This is a genomic window from Methylobacterium sp. NPDC097929, assembly GCF_049543375.1.
In the GTDB taxonomy this organism is placed as follows: Bacteria; Pseudomonadota; Alphaproteobacteria; order Rhizobiales; family Beijerinckiaceae; genus Methylobacterium.
Map to the genome: position 1 here is coordinate 69870 of NZ_JBMVEP010000003.1, position 24220 is coordinate 94089.

Below are 24220 nucleotides of genomic sequence, written 5' to 3' on the forward strand. Positions count from 1 at the left end.
ACGGCGCCGACACGATCAACGTCGATCGCCTGCCCTCGCTCACCAGCAAGACCGGCAGCGTCACCGATACGCTCGACATCGACGGCGGCCAGGACACGGACACGATCCGCATCCAGCTCGCCGGCGCCTCGTCCTACCGCATCAACGTGACGGATTCCGGCAATCCCGACCGTGGCGTCGACACCCTGACGATCCTCGGCACCGATGCCGCCGACCAGTTCCTGATGCGCCGGAACTTCGTCGCGCTCGTCCATCCGAATGCCGACGGCACCTATCCGGCGAACGCCGTCGTCGAGCGGATCAACTACGACATGAGCGTCAACGGGCGCATCATCGTCGAGGGCGGCAAGGGCAACGACCGCTTCGCGATGGACGACAACGCCGCGCTGCTGACCATCGACGGCGGCGAGGGCGACGACTTCTTCCAGGTCGGCCAGGTCTTCGCGACGCCGCGCGACGTCCCCAACGGGCTGCTCGTGGAGGACGCCTTCGAGACGACGAAGCTGTCCTTCGGCGGCTACCTGTCCCGCGGCATCTCGATCCCGACGGTAATCTACGGCGGCGTGGGCGACGACACCTTCCAGATCTACTCGAACAAGGCCGATCTGCGTCTCGAGGGCGAGGACGGCGATGATGTCTTCATCGTGCGCGCCTTCGCCACCGCGTCCGAGAACAAGATCAAGCTCAATGCCGGCGCCGGCAACGACCGGATCGAGTACAACATCAACGCGCCGCTCGACATCGATGGCGGCTCCGGCTTCAATAAGATCGTCGCGCTCGGAACCGAGTTCGCCGACACCTTCGTGGTGACGCGCGACGGCATCTTCGGTGCCGGCCTGTCGATCCGCTTCACCAACATCCAGGCGGTCGAGGTCGACGGCCTGGAGGGCGACGACACCTTCTACGTGCTCTCCACCCCGGCGGGCGTCGTCACCACGCTGATCGGCGGCCTGGGCAGCGACACCTTCCACGTGGCCGGCGACGTCAGCGGCGAGGTCGTCGCGCGCGACGCCAAGGGCAACGCGGCGGTCATCAATCACACGATCAGCAGCACCGACCCGGCCTTCAACGGCCTCTTCGTGCCCGGCATCAACGCGTCGGTCTCGGCGGCCGATGCGGGCTCCGTCAGTGACGGCGGCGGGCTGACCCTGCGCGAGGATTCCAGCGTCACGACGCCGGATGCCGCCGGCAGCAGTGTCGGCACCTATAAGATCGCACCGCCTGCGCCGAAGACGACGGCCCTGACCAGCACCGATTGGGCCGTGGTCACGGTCTCGGCGGCGCAATCCTCGGCGCAGATGCGCGCGCTGGCCGGCAATGCGGGCACCGTCCAGATCTCGACGGACGGCGTCACCTGGGCGGACGCCCTGACGCTGCGCTTCACCACCGTCTTCGACAACGCCACCAACACCTACGTCTGGACAGCCGACCGGACGGTGTTCGTTCGTGCCAAGTCGGATACGGCGCTGGAGGGTGATCAGAACGTGGCGATCGGCCACTCGGTGATCAGCTCCAACGCGGATGTCAGCGGCACCTTCGTCCGCAACACGCTGGTCAAGGTCATCGACAACGACAAGCCGGGGCTCATCATCGTCGAGAGCGGCGGCGCGACCTCGATCATCGAAGGCAACGGCAACAAGCCCCAGAACCAGGACAGCTACACCGTCGTCCTCAACAACGCCCCGCTCACCGGCGAAGTCGTGCGCGTCACGCTCGGCGTGTCGAGTACGGAGGTCGCCTTCACCAACGGCAACGGCACGCCGCTGCCGCGGGACGGCAGTGGCCGGGCCTATCTTGAATTCACGCTCGCCAACTGGGACCAGCCGCAGACGGTGCTGGTCTCCTCCCCGGCGGATCTGAAGCCCGAGAACCGCTTCGTCGCGGAGATCACCCACACCGTCACCAGCAGCCTGAACGGCACGGCGACGGAGGGCTTCTTCAAGGCGGCGCTCGTCGGCCAGCCCGTCGTGCGGGTGCAGGTGACCGACGGCAACACCGCCGGTGTGGTGGTGACGCCCAAGGAGGGCGGCGTCGTGGTGACGCCGAGCCAGACCTCCTTCTACGACGTCGTCCTGACCATGCCGCCGAAGGCGCCGGTGACGATCACGCTGGCCGGAGACGGCCAGACGATCACGTCGAGCGCGGACAGCCGGTTCAAGGCGGCCGACGGCACGAACCCGGCCACCATCACCTTCACCGCGGCGGATTGGGACCGGGCCGTTCAGGTCACCGTGGCGCGCGATCCCAACGGAGCGCGGACGACCTCGGATCTCAAGACCTTCTCGCGTCAGCCGCACGAACTCAGCAGCATCGAGGGGCCGCTGGTCCTGGAGGGCGGTGTCGGCCCCGAGAGCCGTTCGCTGACCCCGGCCATCGTCCTGCCGGGCGAGAACAACCCCGTCGTCAACCGCACCATCGTCGATGACGGGCTGCCCGATTTCGACAAGGTCACGCTCTACAACGACTCCACCACGGCCGGCGTCTCCGGCACGGTGAGTGCCACGCATATCGACGGCTTCGGCATGTCGACGAACGACGTCACCACGGCCACGAGCAGCAGCAACACCGTGCGCACCTTCGAGGGCGGCGTGACCTATAGCGGCATGCGGTCGGTCGAGCTGCTGCTCGGCTCCGGCGCCGACACGGTCACGGTGACCGGCACGGCCGTCGGCACCCTCACCGCGATCCATGGCGGCGGCGGCGCCGATACGATCACGGTGACCGGCTCGCAGGGCACGCTCGCCCTGTTCGGCGACACCACCGCCGACGGCAGCCGCTACGACTCCACCTTCGAGAAGCAGACCGGACGCGGCTACGGCTTCCGCGACGAGGGGACCCTGGATCGCGACAACACGATCGTCAGCCTCAACGACATCATCGATGCCTCGGGCGCGACCGGCCTCGTCATCATCGACGGCGGCGCCGGCAACGACACGATTACCGGCGGCAAGGGGCGCAACATCATCGCCGGCGGCACCGGCAACGACACCATCGTCGGCGGACCGGCCGCGGACACCATCCTCGGCGATTCCAGCCTGAACCTCGACGACGTCCGCCGCATCGTGACGATCGCCGATCCCTTCATCGATCAGCCGCGGGCCGCGGGCACCGACACGATCGACGCCAAGGGCGGCGACAACGTCATCGTCGGCGATCACGGCCAGATCTATCAGGACGGCTCGGCCACCGCGGGCATCGCGCTCGAGGGCACCCACGTCGTCAGCCGGATCGTCTCGACCTTCACCGGCATCGGCGGCGCCGACCGGATCACCGCGACCGACGGCAACAACATCGTCATCGGCGGCTTCGGCGCCGACACCATCACCGCCGGCGCGGGCAACCATGTCATCCTCGGCGACAACGGCGAGGCGGTGTTCGAGAACGGCGTCCTGACCAGCCTGCGCAGCATCACCGGGGCGACCGGCGACGCCGACACGATCACCGCATCAGACGGCGACACCACCATCATCGGCGGCGCCGGCAAGGACGGCATCACCGTCGGCAAGGGCACGCATGTGATCCTCGGCGATACCGGCGAGGCGCGCTTCGTCCCGGGCACGCGGATCATCAACGGCGTGTCCGTCCCGGTCCCGGTCCTGACCAGCATCAAGACCACGGACGACGAGGCGGCCGTCGGTGACGACGACAGCATCGAAACCGGCGACGGCAACGTCACCGTCATCGGCGGGGCGGGTGCGGACCGGATCACGCTCGGCAAGGGCACGCAGGTCGTGCTCGGCGACAGCGGCTCGGCCACCTTCACGAACGGCAAGATCGCGACCATCACTTCGGTCGCGACCGCGGTCGGCGGCAACGACACGATCACCGCATCCGACGGCGACACGACGATCATCGGCGGCGCGGGCGCCGACACGATCGATGTCGGCGCGGGCAACCACGTCATCCTCGGCGACAACGGCAGGGCCGTGTTCACCGCGGGTGCGCTGGTCTCGATCGAGAGCATCGATCCCGAGATCGGCGACAACGACGCCGTGACGGCCAAGGACGGCAGCGCCACGGTCATCGGCGGTGCCGGCGCGGATACGATCACGCTCGGCAAGGGCACGCAGGTCGTGCTCGGCGACAGCGGTTCGGCCACCTTCACGGACGGCAAGATCGCGACCATCACTTCGGTCGCGACCGCGATCGGCGGCGGTGACACGATCACCGCATCCGACGGTGACACCACGATCATCGGCGGCTTCGGTGCCGACACGATCGACGTCGGCGCGGGCAACCACGTCATCCTGGGCGACAACGGCAGGGCCGTGTTCACCGCGGGCGTCCTGGTCTCGATCGAGAGCATCGATCCCGGTATCGGCGGCAACGACGTCATCACCGCCAAGGACGGCAACGTCACGGCGCTCGGCGGCGCGGGCGCGGACCGGATCACGCTCGGCAAGGGCCGCCAAGTCGTGCTCGGCGACAGCGGCTCGGCCACCTTCGCGAACGGCAAGATCCAGGACATCACCTCGATCGCGACCGAGATCGGCGGCGACGACACGATCACCGCGGCTGACGGCGACACCACCATCATTGGCGGTGCCGGCTCGGACGGCATCGATGTCGGCGCGGGCAACCACGTCATCCTGGGCGACAGCGGCAAGGCCCGCTTCGCCGCCGGCGCGCTGGTCTCGATCGAGAGCATCGATCCCGCCATCGGCGGCGACGACACCGTCACCGCCAAGGACGGCAACGTCACCGTCATCGGCGGCGCGGGCGCGGACCGGATCACGCTCGGCAAGGGCCGCCAAGTCGTGCTCGGCGACAGCGGCTCGGCCACCTTCGTCGATGGCGTCATCGCGACGGTGACCTCGACCGCGACCGAGATCGGCGGCAACGACACGATCGAGGCGACCGAGGGCGACACCACGATCCTCGGCGGTGCGGGCGCGGACACGATCAAGGTCGGCGCGGGCAACCATGTGATCCTGGGCGATAGCGGCAAGGCGGTGTTCCGCAACGGCCGCGCCCAGCGCATCGAATCGATCACGCCCGAGGTCGGCGGTGCCGACATCATCACGGCCGAGGACGGCGCCTCGCGGATCATCGGCGGTGCGGGTGACGACACCATCACCACCGGCGCGGGCAACCACGTCATCCTCGGTGACAGCGGCGAGGCCGACTTCACCGTGACGTTGACGAATGGGGTCACGACCAGCGTGCTGGCGCGCATCGCCACCACGGCGCCCTCCATCGGCGGCGCCGACACCATCACCTTCGGCGCGGGCAACAACGTCGTGCTCGGCGGCATGGGCGGCGACACGATCAAGGGCGGCGACAAGGGCGCCGTCATCCTGGGCGACAACGGCATCGTCACCTTCGATGCCCTCGGCCGGATCCAGCGTGCGCTCTCCTTCGACACCGCGATCGGCGGCGACGACAGCATCACCATCGGCGATGGCAACAACGTCGTGCTCGGCGGCACGGGCCGCGACACGATCACCATCGGTGACGGCAACAACGTCGTGCTCGGCGACAGCGGTCAGGCCGATTTCGAGGCCGGCATCATCGTCGAGATCGCCAGCATCAGCCCCGAGGTCGGCGACAAGGACACGATCGCTCTCGGCAGTGGCCGCAACACCGTCATCGGCGGTGCCGGCGGCGACAGCATCACCGCGGGCATCCGTAACGGCGTGAAGCTCGGCACCGGCACCAACGTCATCCTCGGCGATGCCGGCCATGCCCGGCTCGCCACCGACGGCCTGCCGATCGTGGTCGAGACGACCTACGACAACGTCGGCGGCGACGACACGATCACCGTGGGCGACGGCGTGGCCGTGATCCTCGGCGGCTCGGGCAGCGACATCATCGCCGCCGGCAACGGCCGCAGCACGGTGCTCGGCGACAACGGTGGGGCGACCTTCGACGCGCAGGGTCGCGTCCTCCAGGCGGCGACCACCGCCGCCACGGCGGGCGCACGCGACGAGATCACCCTCGGCGATGGCGGCAGCGTCGTCATCGGCGGCGTCGGGGCCGACAAGATCCAGACCGGATCGGGCGCGGACGTGATCCTCGGCGACAACGGCAGCGCCGTGTTCCTGAACGGGGTTCTGGTCTCGATCGAGACGATGGAATCCACCTTCGGCGGCGGCGACGCCATCGTGGCGGGCGAGGGCGACAACGTGGTGTTCGGCGGCGTCGGCGCCGACGACATCACCACGGGGACCGGTCTTGACATCATCCTCGGCGACGACGGCGCGGCGACCTTCGCGCAGGGCAAGCTGGTGCGCGTCTCGACCAAGAACGAGAGCGTGGCGGGCGACGACATCATCCGCGCGGGCGACGGCGACAACGTCGTGCTCGGCGGCTCGGGCAACGACACCATCACCACCGGCATCGGCGCCGACCTCGTGTTCGGCGACAATGGCGCCGTCGATTTCGTGGACGGCGTCCTGCGCGAGGCTCTCAGCGAGCGCGTCGGCGGCGGCGGTCGCGATACCATCGTCACCGGTGCCGGCGCCGACCTCGTCATCGGCGGCCTCGGCGGCGACACGATCGATGCCGGCAAGGACGATGCGGACGCTGACATCGTCTTCGGCGACAACGGCCACATCACCTTCGACGCCCTCGGCCGCGTCTCGCTGGCGGAGACCGTCGATCCGACGCTCGGCGGCGACGACGAGATCCTGGCCGGCGCGGGTGCCAACCTGATCCTCGGCGGCGCGGGCTCCGACACGATCACCACGGGTGCCGGCGCGGATATCGTGCTGGGCGACAATGGCTTCGTGACCTTCGCAGGCGGAATCCGTCTCGAGGCCAAGAGCGACCTGTCGGGCGGCGCGCGCGACACGATCCGGACCGGTGCCGGCGCCGACCTCGTGATCGGTGGCCTCGGTGGCGACACCATCGATGCCGGCAAGGACGACACCGACGACGACATCGTCATCGGCGACAGCGGTCACATCACCTTCGACGAACTGGGCCGCGTGATCCGCGCCGAGGCGACCGATCCGACCGCCGGCGGCGATGACAGCATCGATGTCGGTGGCGGCAACAACATCGTCATCGGCGGCGCGGGCTCCGACACGATCACCGCAGGCGGTGGCGCGGATGTGGTGCTGGGCGACAATGGCTTCGTGACCTTCGCAGGCGGAATCCGTCTCGAGGCCAAGAGCGATCCGGCCGGCGGCGCGCGCGACACGATCCGGACCGGTGCCGGCGCCGACCTCGTGATCGGTGGCCTGGGCGGTGACACCATCGATGCCGGCAAGGACGACACCGACGACGACATCGTCATCGGCGACAGCGGTCACATCACCTTCGACGAACTGGGCCGCGTGATCCGCGCCGAGGCGACCGATCCGACCGCTGGCGGCGACGACAGCATCGATGTCGGCGGCGGCAACAACATCGTCATCGGCGGCGCGGGCTCCGACACGATCACCGCAGGCGGTGGCGCGGATGTGGTCCTGGGCGACAATGGCTTCGTGACCTTCACGGGTGGAATCCGCCTCGAGGCCAAGAGCGATCCGGCCGGCGGCGCGCGCGACACGATCCGGACCGGTGCCGGCGCCGACCTCGTGATCGGTGGCCTGGGCGGTGACACCATCGATGCCGGCAAGGACGACACCGACGACGACATCGTCATCGGCGACAGCGGTCACATCACCTTCGACGAACTGGGCCGCGTGATCCGCGCCGAGGCGACCGATCCGACCGCTGGCGGCGACGACAGCATCGATGTCGGCGGCGGCAACAACATCGTCATCGGCGGCGCGGGCTCCGACACGATCACCGCAGGCGGTGGCGCGGATGTGGTCCTGGGCGACAATGGCTTCGTGACCTTCACGGGTGGAATCCGCCTCGAGGCCAAGAGCGATCCGGCCGGCGGCGCGCGCGACACGATCCGGACCGGTGCCGGCGCCGACCTCGTGATCGGTGGCCTGGGCGGTGACACCATCGATGCCGGCAAGGACGACACCGACGACGACATCGTCTTCGGCGACAACGGCCACGTCACCTTCGACGAACTGGGTCGCGTCAAGCTCGCTCAGAGCATCGACCCCACCAGCGGCGGCGACGACAGCATCGAGGCCGGGTCTGGCAACAACATCGTCCTCGGTGGCGCGGGTTCCGACACCATCACCACGGGCTCGGGTGCCGATGTCGTGCTGGGCGACAACGGTGCGGTGACCTTCTCAGGCGGAATCCGCCTCGAACTGACGAGCGACCGTGACGGCGGCGCTGGCGACACGATCACCACCGGAGCCGGCGCGGACCTCGTCCTCGGCGGCCTGGGTGCCGACACGATCGATGCCGGAAAGAACGATGCCGATGCCGACATCGTCTTCGGCGACAACGGCCATGTGACCTTCGACGGCCAGGGCCGCGTGAAGCGCGCCGAGAGCCTGGATTTCGGCCTCGGTGACGACGACAGCATCGATGTCGGTGGCGGCGACAACATCGTCGTCGGCGGCACCGGTGCCGACCGGATCACGGCGCTCGGCGGCAACGACGTGGTGCTCGGCGACGACGGTCGCGCCACCTTCGAGGCTAGCGGCCGCGTCAAGCGGGCCGAGAGCTTCGACCTCGGCTTCGGCGGCAACGACACGATCGATGTCGGAGCCGGCGACAACGTGGTCATCGCCGGAGCCGGCAGCGACGTCGTGTCCGCGCTGGACGGCAACGACGCAGTGATCGGCGACGGCGGCTACGCCGAGTTCGAGGCCGGCGTGCGCGTGGTCTTCGTCTCGGCTGATGCGACGGGTGCCGGCAACGACCGGATCGCGGTCGGGGACGGCGACAACGTCGTGCTCGGCGGCTCGGGCACCGACACCATCACGACCGGCGCGGGTGCAGACATCGTGCTGGGCGACAACGGCACGATCCGCTTTGCAGACGGAATCCGTCTGGAGATCGTCAGCGACCGGATCGGCGGCGCCTCCGACACGATCACCACCGGAGCCGGTGCGGATCTCGTGCTCGGCGGTCTGGGCGGCGACACGATCGATGCCGGCCAGGCCGATGCGGACGCCGACATCGTGTTCGGCGACAACGGCCACGTCACCTTCGACGCGACGGGCGGCGTGATCCGTGCAGAGAGCTTCGATGCCGGCTTCGGCGGCAATGACGAGATCAAGGTCGGCGGCGGTGACAACCTCGTCATCGGCGGCACCGGGGCCGACACGATCACGGCGCTGGGCGGTGGCGACATCGTCATCGGCGACAACGGCTACGCGGTGTTCGAGGCCGGCGTACGGATCGAGTTCGCCTCGACCGACACGGCCGATGGCGGCAACGACCGGATCGAGGCCGGGGACGGCGACAACCTCGTGATCGGCGGCTCCGGCAGCGACACCGTCACCACGGGTGCGGGTGGCGACATCGTCCTCGGCGACAACGGTCTCGTCGCCTACGAGCTCGGCATCCGGGCGCGGGTGGTCAGCGACCGCAATGGCGGCGCGCGCGACGTCATCGCCACGGGTGCGGGTGCCGACGTGGTGCTCGGCGGCCTGGGCGCGGACACGATCGATGCAGGCCGGCTGGATACGGATGCCGACATCGTGTTCGGCGACGACGGCCAGATCACCTTCGATGCGCAGGGTCGCGTGAAGCGGGCCGAGAGTCTCGATCCGGGCTTTGGCGACGACGACACCATCGACGTCGGCGGCGGCGACAACCTCGTCATCGGCGGCACGGGCGCCGACGTGATCACCGCGCTGGGCGGCAGGGACATCGTGCTCGGCGACCAGGGCTACGCTCTGTTCGCCGCCGGTATTCGCGTCGAGGTGGCCTCGACCGAGACCGGCGATGGCGGCAACGACCGGATCGACGCGGGCGACGGCGACAACGTCGTACTCGGCGGCTCAGGGACCGACACCATCACCACGGGTGCGGGTGCGGATATCGTGCTCGGCGACAATGGCCTCGCCACCTTCGAACTCGGCATCCGTGCCCGCATCGTCAGCGACCGCAATGGCGGCGCGCGCGACGTCATCACCACCGGTGCGGGCGCCGACGTGGTGCTCGGCGGTCTCGGTGCCGACACGATCGATGCCGGCCAAGCCGACGCCGACGCCGACGTGGTCTTCGGCGACGACGGCCAGATCACCTTCGATGCGCAGGGCCGGGTGACGCGGGCCGAAACCCTCGATGTCGGCTTCGGCGGCGACGACGAGATCAAGGTGGGCGGCGGCGACAACCTCGTCATCGGCGGCGCGGGCAACGATGTCGTCACGGCGCTCGGCGGCAACGACATCGTCATCGGCGACCATGGCTACGCCGTGTTCGAGGCCGGCGTGCGCGTCGCGTTCGCATCGACCGACACGACGGATGCCGGCAACGACCGGATCGAGGCCGGCGACGGCGAGAACATCGTGCTCGGCGGTTCGGGCAGCGACACGGTCGTCACGGGCAACGGCGGCGACATCGTGCTCGGCGATAACGGCCTCGTCCGGTTCGAACTCGGCATCCGTGCCGTCATCCAGAGCAGCCGCGATGGCGGAACGCGCGACGTCCTCAGGTCGGGTGCGGGGGCCGATATCGTCCTCGGCGGTCTGGGCGCCGACACGATCGATGCCGGCCGGGACGATGCCGATGCCGACATCGTGCTGGGCGATGATGGCCGCCTCACCTTCGACGCTCAGGGCCGCCTGAAGCGCGCCGAGAGCCTCGATCCGACCTTCGGTGACGACGACGTGATCGAGGCGGGCGGTGGCGACAACGTCGTCATCGGCGGCGCGGGCACGGACACGATCACCACGCTCGGCGGCAACGACGTGATCCTCGGCGACAACGGCACCGCGCTGTTCGAGGGGGGCGTGCGCGTCGCATTCGCCTCGACCGATCCGGATGACGGCGCCCGCGACGTGATCAAGGCCGGCGACGGCGACAACATCGTCATCGGTTCCGCCGGTTCGGACGACATCACCACGGGCTCGGGCGCCGACATCGTGCTCGGCGACATGGGGGTCGTGACCTTCGAGAACGGCCTCGTCCGCGAGGTCTACACCACCGATGAGCGCCGCGGCGCAGGCGACGTCATCCGCGGCGGTGACGGCGACAACATCGTCTTCGGCGGCGTGGGCCGTGACGAGATTACCACCGGCAAGGGTGCGGATCTCATCCTCGGTGACTTCGGCGAGGCGAGCTTCACCGGCGGGCGTCTCGTGCGCGTAGCCAGCCTCAATCCGAACCGCGGCGACGACGACACGATCGTGGCGGGCGACGGCGACAACGTCATCCTCGGCGGCTTCGGCAGCGACACCATCACCGCCGGCTCCGGCGCGGACGTGGTGCTCGGCGACAACGGCCTTGCCACCTTCCGCACCGATGGCAAGCGGATCCTCGTCCGCACCACGGATGTGGAGATCGGCGGGACCGACACGATCGCGGCAGGCGACGGCGACAACCTCGCCCTTGGCGGCGCGGAGGCCGACACGATCACCACCGGCAAGGATGCCGACGTGATCCTCGGCGACTTCGGCAGCGTCAGCTACGACGCGGCCGGCCTGCTCCAGCAGGTCCTGTCCACCGACACGGGTCTGGGCGGCGACGACACGATCACGGCCGGCGACGGCAGCGACATCGTCCTCGGCGGCTTCGGCTCCGACACGATCACGGCCGGCGACGGCGCCAAGACCGTGCTCGGCGACAGCGGCGGGCTCGACTACGCGGCGGGCGTTCTCACTCTGACGCAGAGCCTGACGCCGGCCCTCGGCGCGGCCGACACGATCAAGCTCGGCAGCGGCCGCAAGCTGATCCTCGGCGGTGCCGGCGGTGACCTCATCGACGGCGGGTCCGGCGATGCGGTGGTGCTCGGCGATGCCGGCCTCGTCCGGCTGGTCAACGGCAGCCCGGTTCGGGTCGAGAGCACGGATGTCGCCGTTGCGGGCGACGACACCGTCACGCTCGGTGCCGGCAACGGCGTGGTGCTCGGCGGCTCGGGTGCCGACCGGCTGACCCTGGGCACCGGCCGCTCGGTGGTGCTCGGCGACAACGGCAGCGTCGATCTCGACGCCTCCGCCCGTCCGGTCGAGATCACCTCGACGGCGCCGGAAGTCGGCGGTCGCGACACCATCGTGGTGGGCGACGGCGGTTCGGTGGTGATCGGCGGCGTCGGCGCCGACACGATCACGACGGGCTCGGGCTCGGACGTGATCCTCGGCGACAACGGCGCGGTGACGCTCGCGGCCCTGGTCCCGGTCTTCGTGCGCACCACGAATGCGGGCGTGGGCGACGCCGACGAAATCCGCGCGGGCGAGGGCGACAACGTCGTGCTCGGCGGCGGCGGCGGCGACACGATCGTCACCGGCTCGGGCCGCGACACGGTGTTCGGCGATGCCGGTCAGGTCCGCTTCGACGCGAAGGGCCTGGTCGAGCGGGCCGAGAGCCTGGACACGGCCGTCGGCGGTGACGACGCCATCGAGGCGGGCGCGGGCGACAACCTCGTCCTCGGCGGCTTTGGCGTCGACACGATTACGACGCTCGGCGGGTCCGACATCGTGCTCGGCGACAACGGCGTGGCGGTTTTCGCTGGCGGCGTGCGGGTGCGCGTGGCCACCACGGCGCCGACGGACGGCGGCAAGGACACGCTGAACCTCGGCGACGGCGACAACCTCGCCCTGGGCGGCGCGGAGGCCGACACGATCACCTCGGCCAAGGGCGCCGACGTGATCCTCGGCGACTTCGGCAGCGTCAGCTACGATGCGGCCGGGCTGCTCGCGCAGATCCTGTCCACCGACACGGGTCTGGGCGGCGACGACATCATCGAGGCGGGCGCGGGCGACAACCTCGTCCTCGGCGGCTTCGGCGCCGACACGATCACCACCGAAATCGGCGCGGACGTTATCCTCGGCGACAGCGGCGAGGTGCTCTACGCGGGCGGTCGCCTGGTCCAGGCGCGCAGCCTGGATGCCGGGATCGGCGGTCGCGATGCGATCAAGGCGGGCGAGGGTGCCAACATCGTCATCGGCGGCATGGATGCCGACGTGATCGAGACCGGTTCCGGCCGCGACGTGATCCTGGGCGACAGCGGCCTCGTGCGCCGCGACGCCGATGGCCTCGCACAGGCGGTGTCGATCGACACCGCTCTGGGTGGCGATGACACGATCCGGGCGGGCGAGGGCGACAACCTCGTCCTCGGCGGCTTCGGCAGCGATACGATCGATACCGGGGCCGGCGCGGACATCGTGCTGGGCGACAGCGGCGAGGCCCGGTTCGAACTCGGCGTGATCGCCTCGGTGACGACGCTCGATGCCCTCAACGGCGCGGGCGACACGATCCGGGCGGGCGATGGCGACAACCTCGTCCTCGGCGGTCTGGGTGGTGATGCGATCACCACCGGCACGGGCAACGACTCCATCGTCGGCGATCAGGGCCGGGCCAGCTTCTCCGGCGGCGTCATGGTCGTGCTTGAGACGATCGACCCGAGCGCGGGCGGCGACGACCAGATTGTGGCGGGCAACGGCGACAATCTCGTCCTGGGCGGCATCGGTGCGGACCGGATCGTTACCGGGATGGGCGCCGACATGATCCTTGGCGACAACGGCCGGGCGGATCTCGCCCTGTCCGCCGGTCGCGCGGTGATCCGGCGTGTGGCGGCGACCGATCCGCTGGCGGGTGGCGACGACCGCATCGAAGCCGGCGACGGCAACGATTATGCGGCCGGCGGCACCGGGGCCGACGTGATCCTCGGCGGCGGCGGCCACGACGTGCTGTTCGGCGACCACATGCTGTACGACCGGGCTCTGCCGGTGAACCAGCGCGCGGTCTCGATCTTCACCGCGGCGACCGATGGCGGCGGCAACGACACGATCGAGGGTGGCGCGGGCGACGACTTCCTCTACGGCCAGCAGGGCGACGACATGCTCTCCGGCGGCGAGGGAGACGACGACATCACCGGCGGGCACAACGTGCTCGGCGGGGCCGACGGCGACGATCTCATCAATGGCGGCGACGGCGCGGACGTGATCCTCGGCGACAACGGCGTCATCACCCGCAACGTGCTCGTGGACGACGTGAAGTCGGTCACGTGGCAGCGCAATCCCGGCACCTTCGCCGACACGGTGATGCGCGACGCGCTGCGCTTCGACCTCATGGACTTCGTCGGCGGCAACGACGCGATCGCCGGCGGCGCGGGTGATGACCGGATCTTCGGTCAGATGGGCGACGACCTCATCTACGGGGAGGAAGGGTCCGACGAGATCGTGGGCGGCCTCGGCCGCGACAGGATCGATGGCGGTACCGGCGTCGACTATCTCCTCGGTGACGAGGGCCGGATCGTTCGCGCCTTCACGACGGACGGCGCGGCGGTCCTCAACAGCGACGGCACTTGGCACCGCGACGTGGTGCTGGAGGAGATCGGCACGGTCACGGCCGCCATCGCCACCGACGCGCAGTCGGCCGCTGCACGCACGGCCGACCTCGCCGAGACGCTGGCGCAGGCCGACCTCGTCCTCGCGGTGGGCGCCCGTGACGGGTCGGGCACCCGCCTGACCACGGCGGGGGGAGCCTGGGCCACCTCCGCACTGACCGTCTCGCTGGCCAGGGCCGACGACGACATCATCGCGGGCGGCGACGGCAACGACGTGCTGTTCGGCCAGCGCGGCAACGACACCCTGATGGGCGGGGCCGGGGACGACCTGATCTACGGCGACCGCGCCTCGAACCTGTCGGAGATCGCCTCCGACAAGCCGACCATCGTCAACGCCGTCCGGCTGATCGGTGCCGCGGCGGAGACCGGCCTCGTTCTGCCGCTCGGCGGCGAGGTCGTGGTGCCGGCCCTCAACCTCCTGCCCGGCGCGTTCGGCGCCGGTACCCCGCGCATCGAGGTCTATCCCTCGATGGCGGGCGTGGTGCCCGACATCGCCGGGTCCGATCCGATCCGGCGCGGTGACGGCGCGATGCTCACCGTCATCGCCTCGCTGGTTCCGAGCCTCTACGGCACCAACAACGTGCTGGCGGGCAACGACGTCATCGAGGGCGGCGCGGGCAACGACACGATCTACGGGGACAGCAGCGAGACCTACACGCTCGACGTGACGGCCTACGCCGCGCTCAACGGCCAGATCGACAAGGTTTCGGCCTCGGTCTCCGACCTGCTCGGCGTCTTTGCCACGCTCAGCCGCGGTGTCGACCTCCTGCAGGGCGGCCCGAGCCGGACGATCACCTACGGCAACGACACCATCACCGGTGGCGAGGGCGACGACTTCATCGTCGGCGATGCCGCCCGCACCATCGTGCAGGGATCGGGGCCGCTGCGCAGCCTGTCCATCGACGCGGCCCTCGCGCTCAGCGACGCCCTTTCCGACATGCGCTCGGTCATCACAGACCTCGCCATGACCGGCCGGGTCGCGCAGGCCGCGGTGACGGTGAAGCTGGAGACGATGGCGCAACGGCCGCTGAACCAGATCCTCGCCGACGGCCTGTTGGAGGGCACGGGCACGAACCACGTGGTGTCGATCGGCAACGACAGCATCGATGGCGGAGCGGGCGACGACCTCGTGGTCGGCGACACCCTCGTCCTGTTCCAGCCCGGCGTGGCGTACGGCCTCGCGATCCACGATCCCGCGACCGCGGCCATGGCGTCCCAGGTCGAGGCGGCCGTGGCGGCCCGTGCCGCCGAGCGGTTCTCCGCGATGCAGCAGCATCTGACGGCGGACTACCCGGTCGATCTGAGGTCGGTGGCCCTCCACTGGATTGTCTCCATCGCTTCGCGCGGCGACAGCTTCCTGAGCGGGAACGACCGGATCGATGGCGGCGACGGCAACGATCTGCTGATCGGCGATACCGGCTTCATCCAGTTGCCGGCCGCCGATGCGGCGCAGAGCCGGCGCGTCACGGCCGCGACCCTCGCCGAGGATCGTGCCCAGGTCGAAGCCCGCGTGCTCGGCGCCGGTGCGACCGGCCTTGAGGGGGATCTCGACGCCTGGAACCGATCGGCCCTCGACGCCCTGGCCGGGAGCGTGATCAGCTGGCGCAACCCGCTCTACGGCGGCCTTGCCTGGAGGAGCCCGTTCGGCTTCGGCGGCCAGCAGAGTCTGACCGCGGGCTACCGCGGCTGGATCGGGGCTCCGAGGGATACCGGGTTCGACCTGCAGAGCGTGCTGTTCGACATCCGCTTCATCCTGGGCGTTCCGGACGCGGCGCAGCCGGCCTCCGGCGTCTATGCCGGCGCGATCAAGGCCGGTGAAGACATCATCTCGGGCGGTGCGGGCAACAACCGGATCTTCGGGGCGAAGGCGACACTCGTGCCGACGGTCGATGCCAACGGTCAGATGGTCGGGCCGAACGCCTTCACGGTGCTGCTGCCCACCAATCTCGGGATGCTGCAGGGAAGCTTCACGCCGCTGATGTTCCCGAACAGCATCGGCGTGATCAACACGGCCGGCGTCGGAACGCAGTTCCTCAACTTCCACTACGGCGTCGCCGTCGCCGGGAGATGGGGTGCCCCGTCGCTGGCGACCTACGCTCAGACCTACGGCGCTTCCGCCGCGAATCCGTTCGGGCTCAACGCTGCGGCACCGCAATACGGGGTTCCGCAGGGGTCGCAGACCGGAGCGGATCAGGTCAGCGAAGGTGACAGCGGCATCAAGATCATCGGCTTCCACAAGAAGCGGGCGATCTGGTCGTTCGATGCCGGGGTGACCCTGCCGTCCTTCTCGGCGACGGCGGCCAACACCCTGACGCCGACCTCGGTCGCCGGTCGCCCGGCCACGATCGAGGCGATCGCCCACAAGCCGCTGCTGGCCAACGAGGTGATCCGTTCCATCGAGGGCGGCGACATCGTCCTGCGCGGCACCAGCCGGCCGGCCTCCAACCCGTCGAAGTACGACACGTGGTTCTTCGATGAGGCCAAGGGCAGCTTGGTGGAACAGGCGAAGAGCGAGGATGACATCCTCTTCCTCGCCAAGCGCTTCGGTGATCCGACGCAATCCGCGAAGTGACCGCGGCCGGCCGTGGGGCCGGCAGCCGGACCTCGAAGCCGCCGTCCGACTTTGATCGGGCGGCAGCTTCGATCATGGTCGCGTCCGCAACGCGGACGGCCCGGCCCCGGTGATCGCCGCCGAATCCGGTCTGAGGGTCGGGGCGAGGATCGCTGGCCGCCGGGCGAGGGGATGGGGTGATGTCGTTTCTGCAGACGATCTCGATCGATGCGACTGAAGCATTGGCCCATGCCGACGCGCTGACGCGTCTACGGGAGGATGGGCTTCAGGCCGTCGTCATCCGCAACGTCCTGACGCCCGCCGAATGCGCATCGCTCGTCGCCGACCTCGCGGTCAACCGGCCGGGCTTCCCCACGACCTCGTTCCCGGCGCCGTTCCGGTCGCATTTCTATGGAATGAACTTGAACCTCGCGGATCCGGATCTGCGCGCCTACTTCGACATGGCGCCCGGCTTCACGCGCAGCCTCGGCGAGCTGATGGCGCCATGTGGCGGGTTCGAGACCCGCATCCTCGCCCTGCTCTCACGCCTCGATGGCGGGCGGCCCTACGGCCCGCCGGCCCTCTACGATGGGCGGACCTACATGGCCACGACCCTGCGCTCGCATCATGAGGGCGGCTACATCCCCCCGCATTTCGACAACGAACAGAAGAATCGCCCGAGCTACCGGCACCTCGACAGCGTGGTCGAGGGCGACATCTTCTCCTTCGTGCTGACCCTGTCGAAGGCGGAGCGCGGCGGGATGCTCGAAGTCTTCGACGCCAAGGCGGAGGCGTGGTCGGGCCGGTTTCAGAACCGCGATCGCGCGAGCGAGAAGCCCGACCTCACGCGCTTCGCCCGCCACGCTTTCGACGTCGAGGCCGGGACCATCGTGCTCCTGCGCTCGGGCCGCTTCCTCCATCAGGTCACACCGGTGGAAGGTGCCCGCTTGCGCTGGACCGCCTGCTCCTTCATGGCCCGATCCCGCACCGGTGACGCCGTCCATTGCTGGGGCTAGGCGGGTGACGCGGATCCCGGCCTATTTCGACGCCTTCCTCGCGGCGGTCGCCGAGGGCGCGGCGATCGATCATGTCCATCTCGGCCACTGGGACGAGCCGGGGGCGATCGGGCCGGCCCGGGCGCGAGCGGGGTTCGAACAGGCGCAGGAGCGATTGAGCGCGGCGCTCGTCGCATGGCTCGACCTCACGCCGGGCCACCGCGTACTCGATGTCGGCTGCGGCTTCGGCGGCACCCTGCGGGCGATCCGGCGGAGCGATCCCGAGGTCGACGTGATCGGGCTCAACCTCGATCCGCGCCAACTCGCGGTCGGACTTCGCCGTGACGACCGCCCGCGCAACGCCGCCTGGGTCGCGGGCGATGCCTGCCGCCTGCCTTTCGCGGGAGCCGCGTTCGATCGGCTCCTCTGCGTCGAGGCGGCGTTCCACTTCGCCTCCCGGCGCGCTTTCTTCAGTGAGGCGCAACGCGTGCTGACCCGGGAGGGGGTTCTCGTCATGAGCGACATCGTGCTCACCCGGCCGCCGCTGCCGCCGGAGCGGATCGCGCGGTTCGCCGACGGGCTCGAAGCCGCCTTCGGCCCCTGGCCCGACAAATGGGCGGGTCTCGACGCGATCCGGCGCGATGCGGAGGCCGCCGGCTTCACCCTCCGGGTCGCCGACGCCACCGCGAACACCGAGCCGAGCTATCACACCATCGCCTCGGACCGACATGGCCGGCCGACCGGTGGAGACGTCTTACGGGAATTGCACCGTCTCGGCTGCCTGCACTACCTCTATTGTCGCCTCGACAGGGGATGACAGGAATCCGGCTGCCGCAGCCTTGAGACGATGTGAGGGCGGGACGCGTCGATCGGATCTCCCAAGTTCTGCCGAGGCCTTAAATTCGCTTCCCTCACGCCGGATCGCATCGGGCGTCCCTCCGGGTCCCTCGGGTCATCGCGAAACCATGCTTGAGCCGTCCTCCCCCATGCATCGGCGCATCGCCCTCGTCTGCATGACGCCGCGCCCCGATGCGCAGGAACTCGGCGAGCTGCTGCTCCCGAGCTACGGCATCCGGCGCATTCACGCGGCTTTGCTCGGTGATGCCGATCTCGCCGACGCATCCGTGCGGCTCTTCGACCGCCGCACCGCCGACATCGAGGCTTACGTCGCGGACATTCTGGATTTCGAACCCGACCTCGTCGGCTTCTCGATCTATGTCTGGTCGGCGCCGGCCATGATCGCGGTGGCCCGGGCCCTGCGTGCGCGCCGCCCCTCGCTCGCCATCGTGTTCGGCGGTCCCTCGGCGCGATCCGCCTTCTTCGATCTCGAACCCTACCGCCCGGCTCATGCCTATCTCGACGCCGTTGTCGAGGGCGACGGCGAGGAGATCATCTGCGAGATCGCGCGGCTGCCCCAACGCGACCGCGCCGCGTGGGAACGGGTGCGCGGGGTGACGCTGCCGACCGAAACCGGCTGGCTACGGACCGAGCGGCGCCCGCCCATCACCGCCCTCGACCGGATCGCCTCGCCCTACGCGCACGGGCTGATGCCGCCGGGGGGCGTGGCCTATCTCGAGAGCTTCCGCGGCTGCCCGCTCTCCTGCCGCTTCTGCGAGTGGGGCACGAAGGAGAACAGCAAGGCCTCTTTCTCGGCCGACTACATCGCCCGCGAGCTCGACGCGTTCCGCACCCTCGAGGCGCCGGCGGTGTTCCTGCTCGATGCCGGCCTCAACCTGAACATCGGCGCCTTCCGCAACCTTCGGCTCGCCAACCAGCGCTCGGGCTTCCTCAAGGAAACCCTGCTTTGGGCGGAGATCTATCCCTCGATCGTGCGCGACGAGCATCTCGCCTTCATCGAGGAGATCGGCACCGCCTATCTCGGCGTCGGGATGCAGTCGATGGACCCGGCGGTGCTGCGCCTGCACGACCGCCCCTCGGACTCGCCCCGCTTCGAGGCGGCGGTGCGGGCGCTGGCCCGCGTCACCAATATCGAGCTGCAGATCATCGCGGTTCTGCCCGGAGATACGCCGGAGGGCTTCTTCCGCACCCTCGATTACGCCCTGTCGCTGCCCGCGAGCGTCCGGGTCTATCACTGCCTCGTCCTGCCCGACGCGCTGCTGACCCGCAGCCGCCCCGAATGGAATGTCCGGTTCGACCCGCACACGCTGACGATGCGCTCCTGCGAGGGATGGAGCGAGGACGCGGTGGCGCGCACCCGGGCGGAACTGCGCCGCCGGGCGCTCGCCGCCGGCGGCAAGGCCGGCGAGTTCTGGTGGGCCTTCCCCCGTCAGCCCGAGCGCGTCACCCAAGCCCGCGCTTCGTGGCGGCAGGCCGCCGCGCGATGAAAGCGGCCCGCTCCGGCCTGCGAATCGCGCTGGTGGCGCAGTACCCGGAGCGCGATCCGGCGATGCCGAGCTTCGTGCCCAATCTCGGCCTGCGCATGGTCGAGGCCACCCTGCGCGCCGCCGCCCTTCCCGGTCTCGTCTGCCGGGTCTGGGATCTGACCGACGGCGACGCCGAGCGAGTCGCCCGCGAGATCACCGCTTTCGACCCCGACATCGTCGGCTTCTCGGCCTATCTCTGGTCGCTGCCCTTCCTCTGCCGGGTCGCCGCGCTGATCAAGCAAGACGACCCCGCCCGGCTCGTCGTCTTCGGCGGTCCCTCGGCCCGGCCGGTGATGTTCGCGCGGCCGCCGTTCTCGAGAGCGGCGGACGACATCGACGTTCTCGTCATCAACGAGGGCGAGGAGACCTTCCTCGAGATCGTCTCGCTCGAACAGCGCACGCCGGCCGCACTCGGCACCCTGCGCGGCGTCGCCGTCCGGGACGGTGCGGGCTGGCGCGAGACCCCGGCACGGCCGCTGGCCAACCTCGACAGCCTCGCCTCGCCCTACGCGCTGAACCTCGTGCAGCACGGCGGCCTCGGCGTGCTCCAGACCTACCGGGGCTGCCCGTTCACCTGCTCGTTCTGCGAGTGGGGAACCATGGAATCACCCAAGCGCGTGCGGGCGGTCGATCATCTGACCCAGGAGTTCGAGGCCATCGCCGGCCACGATGTCTACGCGGCGCTCCTCGTCGATGCCGGGCTGAACCTCAACCGCAACGCCTTCCTCAACCTCCGGCGAGCCGCCGAGGAGAGTAGCTTCTTCGAGCGTCACGGGCTGATCTGCGAGGTCTATCCGGCGGCGGTGCGGCAGGAGCATCTCGACTTCCTCGCCACCGTCAGCAACGCCTATGTCGGCATCGGCCTGCAGAGCTTCGACAACGCGGTGCTGGCCCATGTCGACCGCACCTACGACGAGCGGCGCTTCGACGAGACCTTCGCCAAGCTCGATGCGGTGGCGAGCCTCGCCGTCGAGATCATCCTGGGATTGCCCGGCGACAATCCCGAAACCTTTCGCCGCAACTTCGAGCGCGCCCGCCGGCTGCCCTGTGCGCTCCGGGTCTATCACTGCGTGGTGCTGCCCTCGGGCCTGATGGTGCGCTCGCCCCCCGAGCATCGCCTCGAATACGACCCGGTCTCCCTGAAGATGACCTCCTGCACCGGCTGGAGCGAGGCCGCCCTCGCGTCGGAGTGCCGGTTCCTGACGCGGCAGGCCTCGCTCCAGGGCGGGCGCGCGGGCGCGTTCTTCTGGACGTTCCCTCCGCCCCGGTGAGGGCTGTCAGCTCACTTCGAAGCTCGTCCAGAGCCCGTTGTCGAACCGTTCCGGCACGGTTGCGCTCAGAAGCCAGCGGCCGGGATTGTCGGCTGGGGCAGCCTCGTGGCAGCGGCATGCTCGGGGCCGCTTCAGAACGGCCCGAGCCGGTCTACGTCGTGGCCGGCACCGACGCCGAGGACATCGCCCGACGCAAGTGGAGGCACAAGACGGTGAAGCTCGTTGGCAAGGGCATGACGCCGCGCACCCTCGGCGGCCTCCTGACCGTTATGCCCATCGTGTTCCAGCGGATGCAGACCTGGAGCAATCCTTGGAGAGAGGCTTCTACTCGGGCACCCGGTCCGACGCGATCCTCGGGCTCCGGTGGAAGCGGGATCGCATCGACGGCTGGGTCGACTTCAACGGCGTTACGCTCTACCGGGCCGGTCCCGAGGCACCGCCGAGCCGCAAGCGCCAGCCGCCGTGCCGCATCCACGACCGCCCCCAGACATGGCAGGGGTCATACGATTTCCGGTTGATCGCTTCGGTCTTTTGCGTCGTCCTTGCGAGGCGGAGCCGAAGCAATCCAGGGCGCGGCCCTGTCCGGAAAAGTCGCGCCCCTGGATCGCTTCGCTGACGCTCGCGATGACGGAGAGGGGCGAAGGCCGAGTCGATCAGCCGGAGACGATATCATAGGTTCGATCCCTGTCGCGCCCACCATCCTCACTCCGCAGGATGGTTCGTGAGACCGAGGCCCCGGAAACGGGGCCTTTTGTTTTGGCCCGCCTTGCCGCTGACCCGACCATGGGCGCTTGACCGCTGCCTGGCCTGAGCCCGCCCGCATTCGGCCCGGCCTGCGACCTCCCTTCATCGCTTCGATTGGCATCACGCGGCGGTGCCGAGGCTTGCGGCCGCACCACCGGCTTGCCGGACGGATGCGGATGCTCGGCGGGGCGTTGCGTCCGATCGGTTCAAGCCAGTTCCCGCCAAGGGTTCAGGGGTCGACTACCCCAATGCCATGCCGTCGGCGGCTGCCAGACCGTTCTGGACGGTCATTCCGAGCCTTCTCATGCTAATCTTGCATGGCTGGGATTTGGCATCTGGTATCCCAAGCGGCGTCAGCCGGTGTCATACCGTCTCCACCACGCGTTTCCCTCGTGGCTCACCTTGCCGGAGCGCACCCCAGCGCCGAGGCACGGATCGTCGACGGAGCCGGTCTTGCGACCGGATCCGGAGGCGCCCCGCGATCGACTTCCGGGCTCGGAATTGACGGAGCGGGACGCCGCCCCGGTCGTCGCGGCAAACAAAAAGGCCCCGCCGTCTCCGGCGAGGCCTTCTTGATCCGCCCGCCGGAGCGGGCGGCGGACGTGTCCGCGTTTAGGCGTGGGCGAGGGCCGCGTTCGGCACCGCCGCGTTGTTGTTGAGGTGGTGTTGCTTCAGCATCGGCCGGAGCACGGCCACCGCGAGCGCCGCCGCGATCAGGTCCATCACCGCCACGGTGTAGAGCACCGAGGACCAGGTGCCCGTCGCCTGCATCAGCAGGTTGCCGACCGGCACGAACAGCGCAGCAAAGCCCTTGGCGCAGTAGAGGACGCCGTAGATCTTGCCGATGTGCTTCGAACCGAAGGTGTCGGCGGCGGTGGCGCTGAACAGCGAGTACACTTCGCCCCAGGCCAGGAACACGATGCCGGAGAGGATCACGAAGGCCCAGGGGTTGGAGCCGAAGTAACCCAGCGCCACGATGCCGATGCCCTCCATCGAGAAGGCGATGAACATCGTCTTCTCACGGCCGATCCGGTCGGAGATCCAGCCGAAGAGCGGACGCGAGATGCCGTTCATGACGCGGTCGAGCATCAGGGCGAAGGGCAGCGCGGCCATGGCGAAGAAGTACAGGTTCACCTGGAAGTTCTTCACGCCGAGGTCGGTCGCGATGACGCCGAGCTGGGCCACCGCCATCAGGCCGCCGGTCACCGTGCAGGTGAACATGAGCAGCATGACGTAGAAGACCGGGGTCCGCAGCGCCTCGCCGAGGGTGTAGTCGCGACGGGTCTGCAGAACCTTGGTCGAGAACTTGACCTCGTCCTTGGCCGGCGAGCGCATGAAGATGGAGGCCAGGATGATGACCGTGCCCTGGATCAGGCCGAAGGTGAAGAACGCCTGGGCGTAGCTGCCGGCGTCGATCATCTTGGCGATCGGGAGGATCGTCAGCGCCGAGCCCGCACCGTAGCCGCCCGCGGTCAGACCGACGGCCAGGCCGCGCTTGTCCGGGAACCACTTCAGGGCGTTGTTGATGCAGGTGGCGTAGACGCAGCCGACGCCGATGCCGCCGAGGACGGAGCCGAGATAGAACCCGGACAGCGAGGTCGCGTAGGAGTTCACAACCCAGGCCAGGCCGGTCATCAGGCCGCCGAACATCACGACACGGCTCGGACCGTACTTGTCGATGAAGTAACCCTCGATCGGGGTCAGCCAGGTCTGGACGACGACGAAGATCGTGAAGGCCACCTGGATCGCGGCGCGATCCCAGCCGAAGGTCTTCTGGATCTCAGGAACGAAAAGAGTCCAGGCGTACTGAATGTTGGCCGCGGCCACCATGCAGATCACGCCGAGGACGATTTGAAACCATCGGTTCGGCGTTACTACAGGTCGATCCGGGGCAATGGACGACGTTGCCATGAGCGTGCTCCCTCGTTCCTTCATTGACGCGAAGACCGGGCTCGGTC

Annotated in this window: 6 protein-coding genes (1 of these 6 running past the window's edge); 5 read left to right on the forward strand and 1 reads right to left on the reverse strand. The window is 69.3% G+C overall.

Annotated features, from left to right (window positions below):
* The 5 genes from ACPCJR_RS10540 to ACPCJR_RS10560 all read left to right on the forward strand — a co-directional run.
* A protein-coding gene (locus ACPCJR_RS10540; protein ID WP_423479146.1) for an LEPR-XLL domain-containing protein crosses the window boundary here: on the forward strand, window positions 1-16889 show its 3' portion. The gene continues 29206 nt to the left of window position 1, outside the view; only the last 16889 of its 46095 coding nucleotides appear in the window; the start codon falls outside the window, past its left edge; it ends in the stop codon at window positions 16887-16889.
* A gap of 179 nt (window positions 16890-17068) precedes the next feature.
* Complete coding sequence (locus tag ACPCJR_RS10545; protein ID WP_391512343.1) at window positions 17069-17884, forward strand: 2OG-Fe(II) oxygenase; 816 nt, start codon at window positions 17069-17071, stop codon at window positions 17882-17884.
* A 4-nt stretch (window positions 17885-17888) separates the two neighbouring features.
* On the forward strand, window positions 17889-18680 hold the full coding sequence (locus tag ACPCJR_RS10550; RefSeq protein WP_391512342.1) for a class I SAM-dependent methyltransferase: 792 nt from the start codon (window positions 17889-17891) through the stop codon (window positions 18678-18680).
* 169 nt (window positions 18681-18849) lie between these two features.
* Entirely contained in the window at window positions 18850-20208 is a 1359-nt protein-coding gene (locus tag ACPCJR_RS10555) for a B12-binding domain-containing radical SAM protein (protein WP_391512341.1), read from the forward strand.
* On the forward strand, window positions 20205-21518 hold the full coding sequence (locus ACPCJR_RS10560) for a B12-binding domain-containing radical SAM protein (protein ID WP_391512340.1): 1314 nt from the start codon (window positions 20205-20207) through the stop codon (window positions 21516-21518). The genes ACPCJR_RS10555 and ACPCJR_RS10560 overlap by 4 nt, the downstream gene beginning before the upstream one ends.
* A gap of 1356 nt (window positions 21519-22874) precedes the next feature.
* Here the strand turns inward: ACPCJR_RS10560 and oxlT are convergent.
* A complete protein-coding gene (gene oxlT, locus ACPCJR_RS10565) occupies window positions 22875-24173 on the reverse strand; it encodes an oxalate/formate MFS antiporter (RefSeq protein ID WP_391512339.1) in 1299 nt (432 codons plus the stop codon).
* Window positions 24174-24220: the final 47 nt, after the last annotated feature.

Excerpts from the sequence above, each read along its gene's own strand:
- ACPCJR_RS10545 (WP_391512343.1), top strand. The coding sequence starts at position 17,069 with ATGTCGTTTCTGCAGACGATCTCGATCGATGCGACTGAAGCATTGGCC.
- ACPCJR_RS10555 (WP_391512341.1), top strand. The coding sequence starts at position 18,850 with ATGCATCGGCGCATCGCCCTCGTCTGCATGACGCCGCGCCCCGATGCG.
- ACPCJR_RS10560 (WP_391512340.1), top strand. The coding sequence starts at position 20,205 with ATGAAAGCGGCCCGCTCCGGCCTGCGAATCGCGCTGGTGGCGCAGTAC.
- oxlT (WP_391512339.1), bottom strand. The coding sequence starts at position 24,173 with ATGGCAACGTCGTCCATTGCCCCGGATCGACCTGTAGTAACGCCGAAC.